General features: G+C 64.9%; 18 protein-coding genes and 2 pseudogenes. 10 read left to right on the top strand and 10 right to left on the bottom strand.

Features of this window, described 5'->3' with window-relative positions:
• Nucleotides 1-54 precede the first annotated feature (54 nt).
• The 3 genes from yccS to IB234_RS05120 all read left to right on the top strand — a co-directional run bounded on the left by yccS (nucleotide 55) and on the right by IB234_RS05120 (nucleotide 3,779).
• Nucleotides 55-2,247: a YccS family putative transporter gene (gene yccS / locus IB234_RS05130; protein WP_192314892.1), complete on the top strand. Its 2,193-nt coding sequence runs from the start codon at nucleotides 55-57 to the stop codon at nucleotides 2,245-2,247.
• 91 nt (nucleotides 2,248-2,338) lie between these two features.
• Nucleotides 2,339-2,560: a hypothetical protein gene (locus IB234_RS05125; protein WP_192314890.1), complete on the top strand. Its 222-nt coding sequence runs from the start codon at nucleotides 2,339-2,341 to the stop codon at nucleotides 2,558-2,560.
• 1 nt (nucleotide 2,561) lies between these two features.
• The gene (locus tag IB234_RS05120) at nucleotides 2,562-3,779 is read left to right on the top strand and encodes an NAD(P)/FAD-dependent oxidoreductase (protein ID WP_263864180.1); all 1,218 of its coding nucleotides are present in this window, start codon (nucleotides 2,562-2,564) and stop codon (nucleotides 3,777-3,779) included.
• A 122-nt stretch (nucleotides 3,780-3,901) separates the two neighbouring features.
• Here the strand turns inward: IB234_RS05120 and IB234_RS05115 are convergent, their stop codons facing one another.
• Nucleotides 3,902-4,774 carry a type 1 glutamine amidotransferase domain-containing protein gene (locus IB234_RS05115; RefSeq protein WP_192314886.1) on the bottom strand — a complete coding sequence of 291 codons (873 nt, stop codon included), beginning with the start codon at nucleotides 4,772-4,774 and terminating at the stop codon, nucleotides 3,902-3,904.
• A 174-nt stretch (nucleotides 4,775-4,948) separates the two neighbouring features.
• On the opposite strand from IB234_RS05115, the gene IB234_RS05110 reads away from it, so the two are divergent.
• The 6 genes from IB234_RS05110 to IB234_RS05085 all read left to right on the top strand — a co-directional run bounded on the left by IB234_RS05110 (nucleotide 4,949) and on the right by IB234_RS05085 (nucleotide 10,272).
• Nucleotides 4,949-6,724, top strand: coding sequence for a diguanylate cyclase (locus IB234_RS05110; RefSeq protein WP_192314884.1), 1,776 nt, complete (start codon nucleotides 4,949-4,951; stop codon nucleotides 6,722-6,724).
• 97 nt (nucleotides 6,725-6,821) lie between these two features.
• The gene (locus tag IB234_RS05105; RefSeq protein ID WP_192314868.1) at nucleotides 6,822-7,319 is read left to right on the top strand and encodes a DinB family protein; all 498 of its coding nucleotides are present in this window, start codon (nucleotides 6,822-6,824) and stop codon (nucleotides 7,317-7,319) included.
• Between the two features lie 40 nt (nucleotides 7,320-7,359).
• Nucleotides 7,360-7,818 (top strand): GNAT family N-acetyltransferase, encoded by a 459-nt coding sequence (locus IB234_RS05100; protein ID WP_192314865.1) that lies wholly within the window; start codon nucleotides 7,360-7,362, stop codon nucleotides 7,816-7,818.
• 50 nt (nucleotides 7,819-7,868) lie between these two features.
• On the top strand, nucleotides 7,869-8,816 hold the full coding sequence (locus IB234_RS05095; protein ID WP_192314862.1) for a DMT family transporter: 948 nt from the start codon (nucleotides 7,869-7,871) through the stop codon (nucleotides 8,814-8,816).
• An 87-nt stretch (nucleotides 8,817-8,903) separates the two neighbouring features.
• Nucleotides 8,904-9,740: a hypothetical protein gene (locus IB234_RS05090; protein WP_192314859.1), complete on the top strand. Its 837-nt coding sequence runs from the start codon at nucleotides 8,904-8,906 to the stop codon at nucleotides 9,738-9,740.
• A 61-nt stretch (nucleotides 9,741-9,801) separates the two neighbouring features.
• A complete protein-coding gene (locus IB234_RS05085; RefSeq protein ID WP_192314856.1) occupies nucleotides 9,802-10,272 on the top strand; it encodes a transcription elongation factor GreAB in 471 nt (156 codons plus the stop codon).
• A gap of 7 nt (nucleotides 10,273-10,279) precedes the next feature.
• Here IB234_RS05085 and IB234_RS05080 read toward each other — a convergent pair whose 3' ends face one another.
• The 5 genes and pseudogenes from IB234_RS05080 to IB234_RS24335 form a co-directional block, all read right to left on the bottom strand.
• Nucleotides 10,280-10,951 (bottom strand): substrate-binding periplasmic protein, encoded by a 672-nt coding sequence (locus IB234_RS05080; protein ID WP_192314852.1) that lies wholly within the window; start codon nucleotides 10,949-10,951, stop codon nucleotides 10,280-10,282.
• Between the two features lie 95 nt (nucleotides 10,952-11,046).
• A complete protein-coding gene (locus IB234_RS05075) occupies nucleotides 11,047-12,099 on the bottom strand; it encodes a cyclic nucleotide-binding domain-containing protein (protein WP_192314849.1) in 1,053 nt (350 codons plus the stop codon).
• Between the two features lie 421 nt (nucleotides 12,100-12,520).
• Entirely contained in the window at nucleotides 12,521-13,018 is a 498-nt protein-coding gene (locus IB234_RS05070) for a YgjP-like metallopeptidase domain-containing protein (protein WP_192314845.1), read from the bottom strand.
• Nucleotides 13,019-13,093: 75 nt separating this feature from the next.
• A pseudogene (locus IB234_RS24340) lies at nucleotides 13,094-13,684 on the bottom strand (methyl-accepting chemotaxis protein); the annotation flags it as partial.
• Nucleotides 13,685-13,954: 270 nt separating this feature from the next.
• Nucleotides 13,955-14,773 (bottom strand): annotated as a pseudogene (locus IB234_RS24335) (cache domain-containing protein); the annotation flags it as partial.
• Between the two features lie 667 nt (nucleotides 14,774-15,440).
• On the opposite strand from IB234_RS24335, the gene IB234_RS05060 reads away from it, so the two are divergent.
• The gene (locus IB234_RS05060) at nucleotides 15,441-15,854 is read left to right on the top strand and encodes a hypothetical protein (protein WP_192314839.1); all 414 of its coding nucleotides are present in this window, start codon (nucleotides 15,441-15,443) and stop codon (nucleotides 15,852-15,854) included.
• Here the strand turns inward: IB234_RS05060 and IB234_RS05055 are convergent.
• The 4 genes from IB234_RS05055 to IB234_RS05040 form a co-directional block, all read right to left on the bottom strand.
• The gene (locus IB234_RS05055; RefSeq protein WP_192314836.1) at nucleotides 15,851-16,294 is read right to left on the bottom strand and encodes a hypothetical protein; all 444 of its coding nucleotides are present in this window, start codon (nucleotides 16,292-16,294) and stop codon (nucleotides 15,851-15,853) included. The two genes, IB234_RS05060 and IB234_RS05055, sit on opposite strands and share 4 nt — an antisense overlap.
• A gap of 60 nt (nucleotides 16,295-16,354) precedes the next feature.
• Entirely contained in the window at nucleotides 16,355-17,419 is a 1,065-nt protein-coding gene (gene fba / locus IB234_RS05050) for a class II fructose-bisphosphate aldolase (RefSeq protein WP_192314833.1), read from the bottom strand.
• Between the two features lie 194 nt (nucleotides 17,420-17,613).
• Entirely contained in the window at nucleotides 17,614-17,925 is a 312-nt protein-coding gene (locus IB234_RS05045; protein ID WP_192314830.1) for an MliC family protein, read from the bottom strand.
• A 33-nt stretch (nucleotides 17,926-17,958) separates the two neighbouring features.
• A complete protein-coding gene (locus IB234_RS05040) occupies nucleotides 17,959-18,153 on the bottom strand; it encodes a hypothetical protein (protein ID WP_192314827.1) in 195 nt (64 codons plus the stop codon).
• Between the last annotated feature and the right edge of the window lie 30 nt (nucleotides 18,154-18,183).

Below are 18,183 nucleotides of genomic sequence, written 5' to 3'. Positions count from 1 at the left end.
TTCTGCCGTCTTCTCCGGCAACCAACCCATTTTTCGGCGGGTAGCCGTTCACCCATGCCCTCATCGTTCAGCCATACTTTGCGCCACCTCTGGGCGCGCGAAAAATTCACCTACGGCGTGCGGGTGTTCATCGCCCTGGCCGGGGCCATGGCGCTGTGCTGGTACTTGGAGCGCGTCGCCTTCGTCATCCCGCTCTTCCTCGGCTGCATCGCCAGCGCGCTGGCGGAAAACGACGACCACTGGCGCGGTCGCAGCCAGGCCCTTGTGGTGACGCTGGTGTGCTTCGGCGCTACCGCCGTCTCGGTACAGCTACTGTTCCCCTATCCCTGGCTGTTCGGCAGCGGCCTGGCCCTGGCCGCTTTCGCCATGACACTGCTCGGCGGCATCGGCGAGCGCTACGCTGCTGTGGCCCAGGCCACGCTAATCCTGGCGATCTACACGGCCATCGGCCTCGAACACCGAGGCGGTGTGGAGGGCAGCTTCTGGCAGGAGCCGCTGCTGCTGATCACCGGTGCCGCCTGGTACGGCCTGCTCGGCATTATCTGGAGCGCACTGTTCAGCCAACAGCCGGTGCAGCAGGCGTTGTCGCGCGTATTCGACGAGCTGGGCACCTACCTGCGGCTGAAAGCCTCGCTGTTCGAGCCGGTCCGGCAGATGGACCTTGAGGCCCGACGCCTGGAACTGGCTCGGCAGAACGGGCGAGTAGTGACCGCGCTGAACCTGGCCAAGGAAATCATCCTCAACCGCATGAGCCGCAAGCGCAGCGGGCAGAAGACCAACCGCTACCTCAAGCTGTACTTCATCGCCCAGGACATCCACGAGCGCGCCAGCTCCTCGCACTACCCGTATAACGCCCTGGCCGAAGCCTTCTTCCACAGCGACGTGATGTTCCGTTGCGGCCGCCTGCTCAGCCAGCAGGGCAAGGCCTGCCAGGCCCTGGGGCGAGCCATCCGTCTGCGCCAGCCGTTCGACTACAACGACAACAGTCAGGCCATGGCCGATCTCGAAGCCTCCATGACCTACCTGCGCGAGCAGCACAACCCGGCCTGGCGCCGTCTGCTGCGCTCCCTCGGCGCCCTGGCGAACAACCTCGGTAGCCTGGAGCGCAAACTCTCCAGCGCCAGCAACCCCGACGCCCTGGCCGATGAGCAGGACAGCAGCCTGCTCGACCGCTCGCCGCAGACCTTCAAGGAAGCCTTCGAACGCCTGCGCCAGCATGTGACGCCGACCAGCCTGGTGTTCCGCCACGCCCTGCGCCTGTCCGTCGCCCTGCTCGCCGGTTACGGCCTGCTGCACTGGATCCACCCGCAGCAGGGTTACTGGATCCTGCTGACCACGCTGTTCGTCTGCCGGCCCAGCTACGGTGCCACTCGCCTGCGCCTGGTGCAGCGGGTCAGCGGTACGCTGATCGGCCTGGTGCTCGGTTGGGCGCTGATCCGCCTGTTCCCCGACCCGCTGCTGCAATCGCTGTTCGCCGTGGTCGCCGGGGTGCTGTTCTTCACCAACCGGGTCGACCGCTACACCCTGGCCACCACGGCCATGACCCTGGTGGTGGTGCTCTGCTTCAACCAGATCAGCGATGCGTACACCCTGCTCTGGCCACGCCTGGTGGATACCGTGCTGGGCACGGCGATCGCCGGTCTGGCGGTGTTCTTCATCCTGCCCGACTGGCAGGGGCGCAAGCTCAATCAGGTGCTGGCCAGCACCCTGAGCAGCAACAGCCGCTACCTGCTGCAGATCATGCAGCAGTACGAGTCCGGCGCCCGTGACGACCTGAGCTACCGCCTGGCCCGGCGCAACGCGCACAACGCCGACGCCGCACTCTCCACCACCCTGTCCAACATGCTGCTGGAGCCCGGACACTTCCGGAAGGATGCCGAGACCGGCTTCCGCTTCCTGGTCTTGTCGCACACCCTGCTCAGCTATCTGTCGGCCCTGGGCGCGCACCGAGCGACGCTGAGCGACGACGCCAGTGACGCCCTGCACGACCGCGCCGTGGCCCATATCAGTCAGAGCCTCGACACCATCGCCACGGGCCTGCAGGCGGGTACGCCAGTGGCGGTGTACGACGAAACCGACCAGGCCCTGGCCGAGGAGCTGGAGCAGCTGCCCGAGGAGATGGACGAAGGTCACCGCCTGGTGCAGGTGCAGCTCGGCCTGATCTGCCGCCAGCTGGCGCCGCTGCGCACCCTGGTAGCACACCTGCAGAAGGGCCCGGCCGAGGCACCGCAGGCCAAGGCCGCCTGAGGAGGCACTTCCCTCTGCGTCACGGCGGAGCCGCCGCCGACCATCGCACTGTCGGCCCCATTCCGGGGCCGTTCAGTGATGAGGTGATGCCATGAAACGCTGCCCCCAATGCGGCTCCCAGCTGGCCAAGAGCGCACCGGCCGAATCGGCCGAGTACTGCAGCAACTGCAAGGACCAGAGCAAGAACACCAACCGCAAGCGCGCGGAGGATCGCAACCAGAGCTTCGGTGGCGAGACCCACAGCAAGCAACCCAAAGGCAACAACCACAACAGCAGGCTCAGCGCCCGCGGATTCATCGCGCCTTTCCGCTAGAATGCGCGACTTCGCGACTCATCGAGGTTCAGCCGTGTCTTTCTTCCCGGTCATCATCATCGGCGCCGGTGCCGCCGGCCTGATGTGCGCGGCACAAGCCGCCGTACGCGGGCGCCAGGTCCTGCTGCTGGACCACGCCAACAAGCCGGGCAAGAAGATCCTCATGTCCGGTGGCGGCCGCTGCAATTTCACCAACATGTACTGCGAGCCAGCCAACTTCCTCTCGCAGAACTCGCACTTCTGCAAATCGGCCCTGGCCCGCTACAGCCAGTGGGACTTCGTCGAGCTGGTGGTCAAGCACGACGTGCCCTACCACGAGAAGAAACTCGGCCAACTGTTCTGCGACCGCAAGGCCAGCGACATCCTCAACATGCTGCTGGCCGAGTGCGACGAACACGGCGTCGATCTGCGACTGGACACCAGCGTCGAGACCATCGCCAAGACCGAGGCTGGCTACGCCCTGCACACCAGCGCCGGCAAGTTCACCTGCCAGTCGCTGGTGATCGCCACCGGCGGCCTGTCTATCCCCACCCTCGGCGCCACCGGCTTCGGCTATCAGGTGGCCAAGCAGTTCGGCCACAACCTGCTGCCGACCCGCGCCGGCCTAGTGCCTTTCACCATCACCGAGCCACAGCTCAAGGCTTTGTGCGGCGAGCTGTCCGGCACCTCGGTGGAGGACTGCGTGGTCAGCTGCAACGGGCAGAGCTTCAAGGAGAACATCCTGTTCACCCACCGTGGCCTGTCAGGCCCGGCGATCCTGCAGATCTCCTCCTACTGGCAGCCGGGCGATGCCATCGAGATCAACCTGCTGCCGCATATCGATCTGCCCGAGTGGCTGGCGACGCAGCAGCGCGAACGACCGAATACCGAGCTGAAAACGCTGCTCAGCGAGCTGTTCACCAAGAAGATGGCCGGCCTGCTGGCCGAGCAGTGGTTCGTCAGCAAGCCGCTCAAGCAGTACACCCCGGCGGAGCTGGAGGCGGTGGCGCAGAAACTGGCCGAGTGGACCCTGGTACCAGCCGGCACCGAGGGCTACCGCACTGCCGAGGTGACCCTGGGCGGCATCGATACCCGTGAGGTGTCATCGAAGACCATGGAGTCTCAGAAGTCACCGGGCCTGTACTTCATCGGCGAGGTGCTGGACGTCAGCGGCCACCTGGGCGGTTTCAACTTCCAGTGGGCCTGGGCATCGGCCCACGCGGCCGCGCAATTCGTCTGATCGGCCATTACGCGGAATCACCCGCCCTACGATCGTAGGGTGCGCCGTGCGCGCCTGGATGTGTGAGAAATTCGTCGGTGCGCACGGCGCACCCTACCCGTCATGCACGCCATTCGCAGGTGTCACTCGGCCTGCCGGGGCAGCAGCTCGATAAAGCGCCGCATCAGCTCGTGCATGTCACCGGGCCAACGGCCAGATACATAGTTACCGTCGCGCACCACCCAGGCCGGCCGGCTGTCGTTCGGCGCGTCGCGGTGCAGGCCGCTGGTCTTTCGCCAGAAGTCGGGCGCGTCCTTGGCCACGTCGAGGAAGTCATCCGGGCTGGCCAGCACGCGCGCCACTTCGCCCTGCACGCTCATATGCCCAGCCGGCTCGCCCGCCGCCTCGGAGTAGGTACGGTAGTAGTCGCGCTCCCACCAGCGGCCATAGAAACGGGTCAGGTCCCAGGCAGTCTTCTCCATCTTCCAGGTCAGCCCGGTAGTCTTGCGCCCGTGCAGCACCGAGCGCCCATCCGCACCCTTGCTGCGCGCCGCCAGCAGCACACCGTGACAGACTGCCGCCACCGGTTTGTTGGCAACGAAGAACGCCACTACCAGTGCCTGCAGCGCCTCGCTCTCCAAGTACTCACGCATACCCCGCGCCCAATGCCCGCCGGGCAGCATCAGGCCGGCGAAGTCTTCCTCGCGCAGGCGCTCATGACGTAACGGATTCAGATAGTCCGGGTCCTGCAGCATTTCCGCGCATGCCGCCCGTGCCTCACCGTTGGCGCGCAGCAACAGACCGAGCAGCTTGACCCTGCGCAGGCCGGGGATCAGCCCCCAGGCGTCCAGGCCCTCGCCGCTGATCATCTGCGGGTCTGGCCGCGCCGGCTGGCCATCCGGTGTGGCGAAGCACACCCGGTAGCCGGCCTGGCGCAACTGGCGCCAAGCCAGGGCAGTCTCGCTGGGGTCGTAGTCGCGGCGAGGCAACGGAATAAGAACGCAGGGAGCAGGCATGGCGAGGCTCTCGAAGGGGCGATGGGCACAGACCATAGCAGCCCTCCGCCCACAGAGGCAGACCGAACACGCCAGCGCAACGCGCCGCCAATGCCAGCCAGGCCAAGGTTCGGCTTGGCGGCGGCCATGGCGCTCTGCCAGTATTAGCCACCGGCACTCCGCCATGGAACCCTGATGCGCTCTGCCCTGTCTTCGCTGCTGCTTTTGTTCTGCCTGCTGGCAATGCCTGGCTGGGCCGCACCCCTGCAACTGACAGAAAATGGCGAGGCGCAGCCGCTGTATGGCGTGGCTGACTACCTGGCCGACCCCGAAGGCCAGCTGCAACTGGACGACCTGATCGCTCACCCCGAGCGGTTCAGCAACAGCGCCACCCGCCGCGACCTGGGCTTCGGCTACGTGACCGGTGCCATCTGGCTGCGGCTTGAGGTGCAGTCGGCAGCGAGCCATCCGAGCCGCTGGCGACTGGAGGTGGATTATCCCTCGCTCGATCTGGTGCAACTGTTCGACGTCGGCAGCGACGGCATCCGAATGAGCCAGGGCGGCGACATGGTGGTGTACGACCAGCGCAGCGTCGGCAACCGCACTCCGGTCTTCGACCTGCACCTGCAACCGGGTGAGCGCCGTACGCTCTACCTGCGCGCCAGCTCCAGCGGCAGCATGACACTCAGTGCCAGTGTCTATGGCCTGGCCGAGCACGAGCAGCACAGCATCCGCGGCTACGTGATCCAGGCCATCTACTTCGGCGCTTTGCTCGCGCTAGGCAGCTATAACCTGCTGCTGTTCATCGCCCTGCGCGAGCGACCTTTCATCTATTACGTGCTGTTCGTCTCCACTTTCTGCGTCGGCCTGCTCGGCCTCAACGGCCTGGGCGCCCAACTGCTCTGGCCAGGCGCCGGATGGTGGACGAACCGGGCGCTGCCCTTCGGCATCTGCGCCGCTGGAGCCATCGCCCTGCTGTTCGCCCGCAGCTTCCTCGATACACGCCAGTGGCTACCGCGCTGGGACAGGTTCCTCGGCCTGTGGTTCGTGGTGATCTTCACCTGCGCGCTCTCCACCCTACTGTTGCCGGTGCCACTGGCGTTGAAGACCATGTCCATCTCCGGCGTCAGCGTCTGCGCCGTGCTGCTGACTGTCGCCTTCGTCAGCGTGCGCAGCCGGGTACCGGGGGCCGGCTTCTTCGCCCTGGCCTGGACCATGCTGCTGTGCGGCGCCGCCCTGTTGGCCCTGCGCAACTTCGCCCTGATCCCGTCGAACTTCTTCACCCTGCACGCCATGCAGATCGGCTCGATGCTGGAGATGATCCTGCTGTCGTTCGCCCTGGCTGCCCGCTTCAACGCGCACAAGCGCCTGCGCGAAGCGAGCCTGCAGGCTCAGGAGCGCCAACTGGAACAACGCGTGGCCGAGCGTACGGAAGAGTTGGCCGCTGCCAACCAGCGCCTGCAGGCCCTGGCCTTGCAGGATCCGCTGACCGGCATCGCCAACCGCAACGCCCTGCAACAGCATCTGGAGATGGCCCTGCGCCGCTCCCTGCGCAGCGGCGAGCCTTTGGCCGTAATGCTGATCGACCTGGACGGCTTCAAACCGATCAACGACCAGCACGGCCACGCTCTCGGTGACCAGGTACTGGCGCAGGTGGCGCAGCGCCTGCAGCACTGCGCCCGTGACTGCGACCTACCGGCCCGCCTCGGTGGCGACGAATTCGTGCTGGTCTGCGAGTCACTCGCCTCCGAAGAAGCGGCCCGCGAAGTGGCCGAACGCATCCTTGCGCAGATCGGCCAGCCCATTGCCACCCCTCAGGGCGAAGTCCGGGTCGGCGCCAGTATCGGCATCGCTCTCAGTCGCGGCGAAGACAGCCCCACCCAACTGATCCGCCAGGCCGACATGGCCATGTACCAGGCCAAGGCCGAGGGTCGCAATCGGGTCCGTATCGACCTGGCGACCCTACCCTGAGCATCGCCACTGTCGGCTCGAAAAATCCCTCATCTGTATCGAGTCAGTCAGATTCAGCCATGCCAGCATGGTGACTCCATCAAACCGGATCACCACCATGCTCACCGCCACCCTTGAGGCCCTCGCCAGCTTCCCCGACCAGCTGGATGCCTATTACTCGGCCTTTCCCGTCGAGTATCGGCACTGGGCACCCGCATCATGGGACGGCGTGCCGAGCGAGCCATTTACGGCCATCGAGCAGCTCTGTCATGTTCGCGATATCGAAGTGGAGGGCTATCAGGTGCGCATCCGCCGCACGCTCGCGGAAGAGAATCCCTTGCTGGTCTCTCTGGATAGCGAGAGGCTCGCCCACGAACGTGACTACGCAGGGGCCGATGCGACGGCAGTGCTGGCCGACCTCCGGCTGGCGCGGAGCCAGACCCTGGCACTGATCACATCGATCACGCCCGAGCAGCTGCTACGCCCAGCGCATTTCGAAGGCTACGGCGACCTGACCCTGCACAGCCTGGTGCATTATCTGTGCAGCCATGACCAGCAGCATCTGGCCGGTCTGCAGTGGCTGCTCGGCAAGATCGTTACCGAGGTCCACGCATGACAGAATCACGCCTTCACTCTCACGGAAGCTCGCACCATCCATGACTCTCACCTGGCACACCAAGCACCATTCCGAACTGGACAAGCACGAGCTGTACGCCCTCCTAGCCCTGCGTACCCGCGTCTTCGTGGTCGAGCAGAACTGTCCCTACCTGGAAGTGGATGGCCAGGATCTGCTCGGTGATACCTGTCACATCATGGCCTGGCAGGGCGATGACCTGGCCGCCTACCTGCGATTGCTCGACCCCATCCGTCACGAAGGCGAGGTGGTGATCGGCCGCGTGGTGATCGCTCCCGAGGCACGCGGCATCGGCCTCGGCCATGCCCTGATGGAGCAGGCGCTGCAGGCCTGCGCCGAGCGCTGGCCAAACCTACCGGTCTACCTCTCGGCGCAGGCGCATTTGCAGGGCTACTACGGTCGCTATGGCTTCGTGCCAGTGACGGACGAGTATCTGGAAGACGACATCCCGCACATCGGCATGCGCCGCCAGCCGCAATAGATTCATCAAGACCGAGCCTGGCAGGCCGGCACTTTTCGAGGTTCGCGCTGATGTGGATGGGTACGCTGTTCGCCCTGATCGCCGGAATGATGTGGGGGCTGGTGTTCGTCGGTCCGCTGTTGCTGCCGGAGTACTCGGCCGCCTTGCTGTCGGCCGGCCGCTACCTGGCCTTCGGTCTTATCGCCCTGCCATTGGCCTGGTTCGACCGTGCGCGCCTGGGCCAATTGTCGCGTGGCGACTGGCTGGAGGCGCTGAAGCTATCGGCAGTAGGCAACCTGATCTACTACCTGTGCCTGGCCAGCGCCATCCAGCGCGCTGGCGGGCCACTGCCGACCATGATCATCGGTACCCTGCCAGTGGTTATCGCCATCGCTGCCAACCTGCGCAACGCCAAGCGCGACGGCCGGCTGCCCTGGGGCCAGCTGCTGCCCTCCCTGGCACTGATCGCGGCCGGGATCGCCTGCGTCAACCAGGCCGAGCTACATGCACTGGAAGCAGCCGGCGAGCCGGACTGGGCACGCTACGCCAGCGGCGCACTGCTGGCAGTGGTGGCTGTGGCGTGCTGGACCTGGTACCCACTGCGCAACGCCGACTGGCTACGCGACCATCCCGGCCGCAGCCCACGCACCTGGGCCACAGCCCAGGGCCTGGTGACACTGCCCATGGCCCTGCTCGGCTACGCGTTGCTGTGGATCGGCATGGCGATCGGCGACAGCGACTTCGTCATGCCCCTGGGGCCACGCCCGGAACACTTTATCGCCCTCATGGTGACCATCGCCCTGCTCTCCTCCTGGGTCGGTACTCTGTGCTGGAACGAGGCAAGCCAGCGCCTGCCCACTTCTATCGCCGGCCAACTGATCGTCTTCGAGACGCTGGCGGCACTCAGCTACGCCTTCATCCTGCGCGGCCATTGGCCTGCACCACTGACCCTGGCCGGTATCGCCCTGTTGATCGTCGGCGTGCTGTGGGCGGTACGGGTGAAGCCGGTGCGCGACTGAGATACCTCGCAGAATCTCCTTGCCGCCTCCGCAGAAGCTCCATACAGGTAAAACAGACTGCTCCCCAATGATCGAGGGAGATAAGCCATGCTGTTCCTGCTGGGTGTTCTGCTATTCGTACTGTTCTGCCTGACGGTGCTGATACGCGCCTTATTGCTGTTTCCCTTACGAGGCCGACGCCAGGGCTGGTCGCCGGCCCTGCGCCGCTATGCACTGAGCCTGCTGTTGTGTGGGGGTGTACTTCTCTGGGAGTTGGGCGCCCTGTATGGCTTCAGCTGGCAGCACATGGGCCGCGCCGATCGCCAGCAGATGGCCGATGCCGCCGTGGCCTTCGCCTACCCTGAGGCCTATGCCAATCTGGCCCAGCTCCATAGCGACTATGCCCGCTTTCGCCCCGAGGTGAGCTATTGGGCCAGTTGGGAATACGAGAGCAGCAACGGCGTCCTGGACAAACTAGCAGGCGACACCCACTACCAGATCCGCCTACCCGACCTGGTAGTGGTTGCCGACGTCCATGGCCGTCCTATGTACCAGTTCCCTCTCGACGATGAACAGGACATCGTGGCACCCGACCGCCCGGAGCTGGGCCTGATCGGCGATATCCAGGATGAACGCCGGCTGGGAATCGAGGATGACCAGATACAGCTACGCTGGTCGCGACCGCAACACGGAGAAGCCGAGGTGCATGTCAGTTGCTTCAGCGCCTACAGCAGCCGCGCAAGCAAACAGACACTGGAGCTGAACGCCGTCGGCGCCGACCCCGTGCAGATCGTGCAACCGCCGGGGTTCTACCGGGTGCAGATCGTGCTTGTGGCGCAGGGCGAGTACCACTACAGCTATTCACCGCCGCAGCGTATCAGCCGCGCAGCCTTCATCCGCCTGCGCAACGACTGTCGCAGCCTGGATGCGGCTAGCCGCTCCTGAAGACAGACCGCGGGCGCCGGGACTGTTAACCTGCACCTCTCTCCCATGACGATCAGTCACCATGGACAAGCAATTGCTACAGCAACAGGTCTGCCAGCGCCTGGAGGCCGACCTGACCACGCTGCTCACCGCCGCCGACGTCGCCCGCCAGGCCGCCACCCACGAGGAGAGCAAGGCCGAGAACAAGTACGACACCCGCGGCCTGGAGGCCTCTTACCTGGCGGCCGGCCAGTCACGCCGAGCGGAGGAAATCCGCCGTGCACTGAACGCCTGGCGCACCCTGCAGATACGTCCCTATGACGACGACACCGGCATCCAGCTCGGCGCACTGATCTGCCTGGTCGATGACCGCCAGCTCGAGCAGTGGTTGCTGCTGGGACCGGACGGCGCCGGGCTGAAGCTTGAGCGTGAGGGACTGGAAATCATGCTGATCACCGCGCAGGCACCACTCGGCCAGCAGCTACTGGGTCGCGGCCCGGGTGACGAAGTCCAGGCAGGGCCATCCCCGCGGCGGATACTTCGGGTGCTCTGAGCCCTGCTCAGGGCACGCCAACCCCGAGCGACTCCGCCAGCCGTGCCAGCTGGCCCGAAGCGACGAATGCCTCGAAGGCGCGGTCGAAACGCTGGCGTAGTTCGTTGTGCGCGGCGTCCCGAGGGAAGGCGAAGAAGCCTCCTTGCGTGTCGATCAGCGGTGACAGCTCACCCACCTGCTCCTGTAGCAACAGCGCGTTGAGATGCGGCAGCGTGTTGCGCTGGTTGCTGGCGAGCAGGTCGATGCGTCCCGCTTCGAGCATGCGCAGGCCGTTGCGTACCGACTCTACCGGGATCGGTTGCAAGCTCTCACGGGCCTGCTCGAATCGGGGACCGTAGATCCAGCCACGTATAACCGCAACGCGCTTGCCCTGCAGGCCGGCGTAGTCGCCACTCCAGGGCGATGGCCTGTCACGGCGGGCATAGAAGAGGATGCGGTCCTGATAGAACGGCAGGGAGGCGAAGGCAAAGCGGCCCTCCCGCTCAGGTGTGCGATAGGGGCCAACCAGAATATCCGCGGAGCCCTGTTCGACCATGCGCTGGGCGCGCGGCCAGGGATACATCTCGAAGCGCATCTGGCCACCCAGCTCGGCGGCGAGATGACGCAGCACCACCGGAGCCAAGCCGACGAAGGCTCCCTGGTCATCCTGCTCGTAAATCTTTGGGAAGTAGGTGCCCACTACCAGCCATTCTTGTGCCTGAGCGATGTTTGTGAAAAGGCAGAAACCCAACAGCCAGGCACGGAATGCCCGCAGACATATCGCCGGCAAGATGCTCAGGCCGCCTCGGAGGGAATGTCGCCCAGCAAGTAGGCATCGAAGCCCAGCTGGTTGAGCAGGTGCACGGCCAATTCGCTGCGGATGCCGCCCTCCGGGGTGACGACGTAGCAGGTGGAGTAATCCAGGGTATGCACGTTGGTGCGCAAGTTGGCCACCGGCAAGTTGAGGCTGTCTGGTAGGTGAGCCAAACGGTACTCGGCGGCCAGGCGCACGTCCAGCAACAGGTGCTTGCGATTGCCCTGCTGCCCAATCCGCGCCAGATCATGGGAACTGATCCGTGGAATCAGGGTTGGCCGCACCAGCTCGACGAAGACGTCGCGGTGCAGGCGGGCCAGTTCGCCCTCCTCCAGCATGACCACGCTGGCGGAGCGCACGGCGCCGCTGACCAGCGCCTCTTCACCGAAGAAGTCACCGGATGCCAACACCTGAGTGGGCTGAGCGCGATAAGCCTGGGGCAGGCTCACCCGCGCGCGACCGCGCTTGATCACATAGAAGTGCTCACCCGGTTCGCCATATGTCACCACGCTGGTCCCGGCAGCCACTGGCAGATATTCGAAGCGCGCCAGCAGCGCATGCAGGTGGGAAGGCGGCAGGCGGCCGAACAGTGGAGTACTGAGCAGGCGGGCCAGCCAGTCATCCTCGTTGTGCTCCTCGACCACGCTGTCGGCACCCAGGCTGCTTACCTGGTAGGCTGCATCCTGGCTCCAGCCGAGCAGGCGCTCCAGCAACTGGTGCTCGACGGCGAAAAGGTGCACGTCGGTGATGGCCTTGATGCTGTTGGGGTTGATCTGGCCGGGGTTGAGCGGCATGTGCGCCTGCGGCGAACCACCTTCTATGGTCTGCCGCCCAGGCCCGGAATCTACCGCCACCTTGCCCTCCAGCAGGTAATACTGGGCCAGCGAGCGCTCGCCTTTCTGCAGGAGCAACGTACCGGCCGGCCGCTGCAGGTACTTCAGGCTGGCGTGCAGTTGCTGCCGGTAGGCCGGAGTGAGGAAGTCCATGGGGCTGAAGCTGCTCAACTGCTCGGGAGTGAGCGAGACGCTGCTCATGATGGCTCTCCTACGAGGTGTGCCACCCACTATGGCACCAGCTGGAGGGGCGCTCCAGTCCGTTGGTCATATGTATAAAAAACGCTTTTCAATCAGTGCGTTGTACACAGGTGCCGGGGATGAGTCTGTGGATAAGCCGGTGATGATTCACGGTGAGCCACGGCCCGCGCGGGCCGCGCGCCAGCGCTCAGTTTTTGCCCAATCGCTCGGAGGTGAAAACACGACCAGCGCCATGACGACGCCGGTCAAGGAAGTCCTGGAGGTCTGCCGAACCAACGCTTATGAAGAGCGCTCCCTGGAACAGACCGCCCCGCTTGCACCAACCGCAGCCCCCGCGCGGCCGGCATCGGCACACAATGCACTGCCCGGTATGGCTTGGCGTGGCGTAGTGTGCGACTTCATCCATGAGTAGCTGTTCCTGTCAGGCCACCAGTTCGCGCCAGGTCAGGTACAGGCGCAGGTCGAATTCCAACTGGTGATAGTCCGGCAGCATGTGCTGGCAGAGCTTGTAGAAGGCCTTGTTGTGCTCGGCTTCCTTCAGGTGCGCCAGCTCATGCACCACGATCATGTTGAGGAACTCCGGCGCCGCCTCCTTGAACAGAGCGGCCACACGGATTTCCTTCTTCGCCTTGAGCTTGCCGCCCTGCACCCGCGAGATGGCCGTGTGCAGACCGAGCGCACGGTGGGTCAGGTCGAGCCGGTTGTCGTATAGCACCTTGTCGATTGCCGGCGCGCTGCGCAGATATTCCTGCTTCAGCTCCAGGGTATAGCCATACAGAGCCTTGTCGCTCTGCACCTGGTGGCGGCCCGGATAACGCTTACTCAGGTAATCGCCCAGGCGCCCCTCAGCAACCATCTGCATCACCTGCTGCTGCAGGTGTGGCGGATAGTGCTGAAGGTATTTGAAGGGAGTGGTCATGGCCTGGCGCTGAAGAAATGGGGCGCCAGTGTAACCGCCGACGGGTGGCTTCCGGCACCCGTCGGCGGCGAGCGGTCAGCGCACCTTGAAGCGATTGACCAGCTCGACCAGGCGTCGGTTGGAGGCCAGCAGCGCGTCGGTGCTACGGTCCGCCTGCTGCCCGCCGGCAACCAGATCGTCGACCATGTGGCGAATGGCGACCATGTTCTGGTTGATCTCCTCGGTCACCGCGCTCTGCTCCTCGGCGGCCGTGGCGATCTGTGCGCTGAGGTCGTGGATGCGACCGACCGACGAGGCCATGTCGTCGAGGCCAACGTTGACCCGCGCAGTGCGGTCAGCAGTGGCCTGGCAACTGGCCTTGGTCTGCTCCATGGCCTGCACCGCGGAGCTCACACCCTGCTGCAGCTTGGACAGCATCTCGTTGATCTCCGAGGTGCTCTGCTGGGTACGACCCGCCAGAGCGCGCACCTCGTCGGCCACCACGGCGAAACCACGGCCCTGCTCGCCGGCGCGCGCAGCCTCGATGGCTGCGTTGAGTGCGAGCAGATTGGTCTGCCCGGCAATCTCGCCGATCACGCCGAGCACGTCGTTAATGCGCTGGGCGTCCTGCTGCATGGCCAGCACCCGCGCAGTGGCGCTCTCCACCTCGCCAACCAGAGCCAGCACGCTGGCCGAGGCTTCGGCCACCACCTGCTTGGACTGCTCGGCGTTGTCATTGGCATCGCGGGTGAAGCTGGCAGTCTCGGTGGCACTTTGCGCCACGGTGTCGGCAGTGGAGCTCATCTCGGTGATGGCGGTCACCGCCTGGTCGGTCTCGTTGGCGTGGCGACTCAGCACTTCGTTGGTGCGACGGGACTGCTGCTGCAGTTGGGCCAGCTCCTCGGCGATCTGCGCCGAGGCCTGGGTGACGTCGGCGATCATGTTCTGCAGGTAGGCGATGAAGCGATTGACCGATTGGCCCACCGCGTCCATCTCGTCGTCACCTTTGAGAGCGATGCGCCGAGTCAGGTCGGCATCGCCGGCCGACAGCGAGTCGATGTTGCCGCGCAGCACGTGCAAGCGTTGCATCAGTTGGTAGATGGAGAACAGCATGATGGCCAGCAGCAGGATCACCAGCGGCACCTGGATATAGGCCAATGTGCTCAGCACATCCGAGCTGTTCTCGGTCAGCAGGCGGGTCGGCAATGCCGCCGCCAGCAACCACGGAGTGCCTTCGATGGGCTGCAGGTAGAAGGTCCAGGCTTCACCATCGGCGTTGTCGAACTCGTGCTTGTACAGCGTATCGCGGCCGATCTTGCCAAGACCCTCCTGGATCTCGCCGACAAAGGCGGACTGGCGAGCCAGCTCGGATACGTTCTTCAGCACGATCTCGCCGCCGATGCGCGACTGGTTGCTGAGGATCTTGCCATCCGGCTCGACGATCATCACTTCGCCCTGGATCTGCTTCTCCTTCTCCGCCACCAGGTTATTGAAGAAGCCCAGGGTCACGTCGATGGTGGACACGCCAAACAGCGCGCCATCCTTGCGGATGGCCATGGCGCAGTTGGTGCGCGGCTGGGCGCTGGCATCGTCCTTGTAGGCCGCGGCCCAGGCGCACTGTCCAGCAGGCGCCTGCTGTCCGGCGCGGTGCCAGGGCTGCTCGTAGTAGGCGGGCGCCGCGTCAGAGTTCCAGTAGGTGTTCACCGTCATCTGGCCGCTGGCGTCGCGGTGGAAGAAGGTGCTGTGCTTGTTCTGCTCCGAACGTTTCTGCGCCATCGGCCAGATGCCGCCGCCGAACACCTTGGGATCACCGTACTGATCGACCAGGCCCGGCACCACGACGTCGATGGTGTCGCTGTCGAGCAGCGGGATGGTCTGGGTGATGCTGCGCGACTGCGCCTCGACCTTGGCCAGCTCGAAAAGGATCGACTCGGAGATCTTGCTGACCTGATTCAGGACCAGCTGCTCCTCGGAAGCCTTGAGTTTGGGCGCAACGAAATGACGGATGCCTTCCTCGGTGAGTAGGAACACCACTGCGATGAAGACGACGAAGATAAGGGTGTAACGGGCCTGGATTGTTTTTATTGAGCCCATGGTTGCTCCTGCTGTGACTGCCGGTGCTCCCGCCCGCACGATGCAAGCGGGAAAAAGGCCCGGTATGGGCCTGGTGCCAGCATATCCGGGATATCGGCTGGCGGGCACCGGACTTGATCAAGAAACACTGGGCGCTTGCCGAATGCGGACGAACGCCTGCTGATGACGGGCTCACAGAATGACGGAGCAACGCTGGTGCTCCGGCCTGGTACGACGCATTGTCTGCCAACCCCACACCGATAAGGACATTGGCCTGTGAGGCTGCCCGCCACCACGCCCCTGCCCTGCTACCACGCCGCGCCTGCCTCTTGGCAACGGACGCGCACGTCTGTCAGGAGAACGACCGAAGATGAAACCCGCTGCCCTGCCGGCCCTGGGCCTCTGCACGCTGCTGAGCGGATGCGAGGCATTCATGGTCATTCCGATAGCCGCCGGATGCATGCTGCGGCCCGGCCTAAACCTGTACCCGTCCCAGCTGCCGCCCGCCATCGTAGGCCAGCCCTACCATGTCCAAGTCGGGGTCGAAAAGCTCTCCCTGCTCAGTGGCCTACGGGCTGGCACTGAGGACCAACCGCTTCCGGAAGGGCTGGAGTTCGTCTACGTCGACACGGAAGCCCATGGCGTTATCCAGGGCGAGCCCACCAGGTCCGGTACCTACGAGATACGCGTAGAAGCAAGCGGCATGGGCACCCAGTGCTCCGGCCAGCAGGTGGAGCAGACCTATACCCTGCAGGTGATGGAACGGGCCGATGCCAACCGCTAGTACCCTGCGCAGGCCGTTACGCCATCCAGCGAACAGGGCTCGCCCGCCAGGTAGCTGCGGTAGATCCGCAAAAGCTCCTCGGTGCTGTAGCGGCAGTGGTCTACCCGGCACCCGGCATTGAAGTCGAAGCGGCTGTCGGCCGGCTCGGCCAGACGGATATAGATCGCCGGCCAGTCGTTCACCGCGGCGTCCGCCGGGGTGAACAGCAGGCGCTCCTGGCGCAGCACCAGATGACCGCCAACAGCGGCGTAGTCGAAGACAAACAGCAGGGTGCGCGACACCTTGGTGGTGCAGTCGGCGCGTTCGATGCAACGCTGTGGATCGGCCAGCACCGACACAGGCGTAGCTGGTTCAACTGGACTTGCCTGCCGCGTCTGTTGAGCGCAACCGGTGAGCACCATCACGGTTCCCCACAAGACGCAACGAACGATGAGCCGCATACTCCCTCCCCCAGATAGACGAAAGCCCCGCAGAGCGGGGCTTTCGGTGTAGCAGGTGGCTTAGTTGACCTTGGCGGTCAGCTCGCCGCTGGCGTAGCGCTGGAACATGCCTTCCAGGTTGATCGGCTTGATCTTGGAGGCGTTGCCGGCGGTGCCGAAGGCTTCGTAGCGGGCGATGCAGATGTCACGCATGGCGACGATGGTCTTGGCGAAGAACTTGCGCGGGTCGAACTCGCTCGGGTGCTCGGCCATCATGCGGCGGATGGCGCCGGTGGAGGCCAGGCGCAGGTCGGTGTCGATGTTGACCTTGCGTACGCCGTGCTTGATGCCTTCGACGATTTCCTCGACCGGCACACCGTAGGTTTCCTTGATGTCGCCGCCGAACTCGTTGATCACCTTCAGCCACTCTTGCGGCACCGAGGAGGAGCCATGCATCACCAGGTGGGTGTTGGGGATGCGCTTGTGGATTTCCTTGATGCGCTCGATGGAGAGTACGTCACCGGTTGGCGGCTTGGTGAACTTGTAGGCGCCGTGGCTGGTGCCGATGGCGATGGCCAGCGCGTCGACCTGGGTGCGCTTGACGAAGTCAGCGGCTTCTTCCGGGTCGGTCAGCAGCTGGCTGTGGTCCAGCACGCCTTCGGCGCCAACGCCGTCTTCTTCGCCGGCCATGCCGGTTTCCAGGCTACCCAGGCAGCCCAGTTCGCCTTCCACGGACACGCCGCAGGCGTGGGCGAAGGCTACGGTCTGCTGGGTGACACGGACGTTGTAGTCGTAGTCGGCCGGGGTCTTGCCGTCTTCACGCAGCGAGCCGTCCATCATCACCGAGCTGAAGCCCAGCTGGATCGAGCGCTGGCACACGTCAGGGCTGGTGCCGTGGTCCTGGTGCATGCACACCGGGATGTGCGGGAATTCTTCGATGGCGGCCAGGATCAGGTGACGCAGGAACGGCGCGCCAGCGTATTTGCGAGCACCGGCCGAAGCCTGGACGATCACCGGGGAGTCGGTCTTGTCGGCCGCTTCCATGATCGCGCGCATCTGCTCGAGGTTGTTGACGTTGAAGGCCGGCACGCCGTAGCCGAATTCGGCGGCGTGGTCGAGCATCTGGCGCATGCTGATAAGTGCCATCTGTGAAGCTCCCAAATGAGGGTCGTTAAGTGTGCAAGCCTGCCGCAGGGGCGGGCGTTGTTCAAGTTTCAGGGGATAGGGGGGCGCCCTCTCCCGCCCCGCGCCCCTGTTCGGCGCGCGGGATTCGAATCCGGCGAGGCTCACGCCCGCCGCACCAGCGGCCCGGACCACGGTCCGAACCCTGCTTACCGCAATTACTGTGCCTTGCAGCCCCGACCGATCAGGTCGTTGTCCGCCACCCGGTACACCAGGCCTTCCTCGCCCTTGCTGTGGAAGGCCAGGATGCCGTCGCTATAGAGCACGCCGGACCCCGAGGGTTCGCGCTGCAGGCGGTGGACGATATCACCGCCGCCCAGACGCAGATCGACCGCATCGTCGCCCACCGGCCGCCACAGCACTTCGGCCTGGCTATCGCAGACCCAGCGGGTCCACTGGTCGGCAGGCTCCGGCTGGCTGGCGCAGGCGCTCAGCAACACGGCGGACAACATCAGGATCACAGCTCTCATCGCACACTCCATGTCAGGGCCCTATCAAGGGCGTCAGGGGCAGTTCTGCTGCCCGCTGCCGCTCACCGTAGGGTCGCCGCTGCTCTGCGCCTCGACCCGCTGATCGTCCTGAGTGGTCGGCAGGATGATTTCCGGCGGGCTCAACACCTCGCAGGTGCTGGGGGTCGAGCCCTTGCCACTACAACCGGCGAGGCCGGCACAGAGTAACAGTATCGCGAGCTGGCGCATGACCGTGCTCCTTTCTCCGGGGTTCCTGTG

This window comes from Pseudomonas sp. PDM16 (assembly GCF_014851865.1).
In the GTDB taxonomy this organism is placed as follows: Bacteria; Pseudomonadota; Gammaproteobacteria; order Pseudomonadales; family Pseudomonadaceae; genus Aquipseudomonas.
This window is presented reverse-complemented; position numbering and strand designations above follow the sequence as displayed.

What these genes read in the sequence shown, in the direction of transcription:
- yccS (WP_192314892.1), top strand. Translation starts at nt 55, where the DNA reads ATGCCCTCATCGTTCAGCCATACTTTGCGCCACCTCTGGGCGCGCGAA.
- IB234_RS05125 (WP_192314890.1), top strand. Translation starts at nt 2,339, where the DNA reads ATGAAACGCTGCCCCCAATGCGGCTCCCAGCTGGCCAAGAGCGCACCG.
- IB234_RS05120 (WP_263864180.1), top strand. Translation starts at nt 2,562, where the DNA reads ATGCGCGACTTCGCGACTCATCGAGGTTCAGCCGTGTCTTTCTTCCCG.
- IB234_RS05115 (WP_192314886.1), bottom strand. Translation starts at nt 4,774, where the DNA reads ATGCCTGCTCCCTGCGTTCTTATTCCGTTGCCTCGCCGCGACTACGAC.
- IB234_RS05110 (WP_192314884.1), top strand. Translation starts at nt 4,949, where the DNA reads ATGCGCTCTGCCCTGTCTTCGCTGCTGCTTTTGTTCTGCCTGCTGGCA.
- IB234_RS05105 (WP_192314868.1), top strand. Translation starts at nt 6,822, where the DNA reads ATGCTCACCGCCACCCTTGAGGCCCTCGCCAGCTTCCCCGACCAGCTG.
- IB234_RS05100 (WP_192314865.1), top strand. Translation starts at nt 7,360, where the DNA reads ATGACTCTCACCTGGCACACCAAGCACCATTCCGAACTGGACAAGCAC.
- IB234_RS05095 (WP_192314862.1), top strand. Translation starts at nt 7,869, where the DNA reads ATGTGGATGGGTACGCTGTTCGCCCTGATCGCCGGAATGATGTGGGGG.
- IB234_RS05090 (WP_192314859.1), top strand. Translation starts at nt 8,904, where the DNA reads ATGCTGTTCCTGCTGGGTGTTCTGCTATTCGTACTGTTCTGCCTGACG.
- IB234_RS05085 (WP_192314856.1), top strand. Translation starts at nt 9,802, where the DNA reads ATGGACAAGCAATTGCTACAGCAACAGGTCTGCCAGCGCCTGGAGGCC.
- IB234_RS05075 (WP_192314849.1), bottom strand. Translation starts at nt 12,099, where the DNA reads ATGAGCAGCGTCTCGCTCACTCCCGAGCAGTTGAGCAGCTTCAGCCCC.
- IB234_RS05070 (WP_192314845.1), bottom strand. Translation starts at nt 13,018, where the DNA reads ATGACCACTCCCTTCAAATACCTTCAGCACTATCCGCCACACCTGCAG.
- IB234_RS05060 (WP_192314839.1), top strand. Translation starts at nt 15,441, where the DNA reads ATGAAACCCGCTGCCCTGCCGGCCCTGGGCCTCTGCACGCTGCTGAGC.
- IB234_RS05055 (WP_192314836.1), bottom strand. Translation starts at nt 16,294, where the DNA reads ATGCGGCTCATCGTTCGTTGCGTCTTGTGGGGAACCGTGATGGTGCTC.
- fba (WP_192314833.1), bottom strand. Translation starts at nt 17,419, where the DNA reads ATGGCACTTATCAGCATGCGCCAGATGCTCGACCACGCCGCCGAATTC.
- IB234_RS05045 (WP_192314830.1), bottom strand. Translation starts at nt 17,925, where the DNA reads ATGAGAGCTGTGATCCTGATGTTGTCCGCCGTGTTGCTGAGCGCCTGC.
- IB234_RS05040 (WP_192314827.1), bottom strand. Translation starts at nt 18,153, where the DNA reads ATGCGCCAGCTCGCGATACTGTTACTCTGTGCCGGCCTCGCCGGTTGT.